The 560-nt window shown below is 67.1% G+C and carries 1 protein-coding gene; it reads right to left on the bottom strand.

Going from position 1 to position 560, the window contains the following annotated elements; genetic code table 11:
• Window positions 1-560 (bottom strand): DUF5801 repeats-in-toxin domain-containing protein (locus AKL29_RS42960; RefSeq protein ID WP_244482407.1); only part of this gene is annotated, 560 nt, incomplete at both ends.

Genomic DNA, 560 nt, shown 5'->3' with positions numbered 1-560 from the left:
GGTGTCGGTGCCGACAGGCCGCGTCTCGTCGAGCACGAGCGTGTCCGTTGCGCCGGACAGCGCGCTCGCCGTCGGGCCGCTGTCCTGGATGGTGAACACACCAGTGCCGAGATCGAGCGGCGTCGACACGTGGTCGCCGTCCGCATCGGTGATGGTCTGCACCACCTGCAGCAGGTTGGCCGCCGAGAGCGTCAGCGTCGCTGCATCGTCCGGATTGGTCGGATCGGAATGCCAGATGTTGTTGAGCTGGGTGAACGTGACGATGCCGGTCGTCTCGTCGATCGTGATCGTGAAGTAGGTGGTCCCGCCAACCGAGCCGGTGATCGTGTTGCCGACCTGGTTCAGCAGAATCTGCGCACCCTGCCCAATGCCATCGCCATCGCCGGTGGTCGTGTCGGTCGCATCAAGGGCGTACAGGCCGGACGCCACGTTGGCGCCGGTGAGCTTCAGCGTGTAGGCCGAATTGCCCGGGCCATCGCTGCCATAGCTGCCGCCGGCGAAGCCGTTCGAGAAATCCGCCGTGACGCTGGCAAGGCCGGTCGGCGCCGTGCCGCCCGCGG

This window comes from Bradyrhizobium pachyrhizi, assembly GCF_001189245.1.
Lineage (GTDB): Bacteria > Pseudomonadota > Alphaproteobacteria > Rhizobiales > Xanthobacteraceae > Bradyrhizobium > Bradyrhizobium pachyrhizi.
This window is presented reverse-complemented; position numbering and strand designations above follow the sequence as displayed.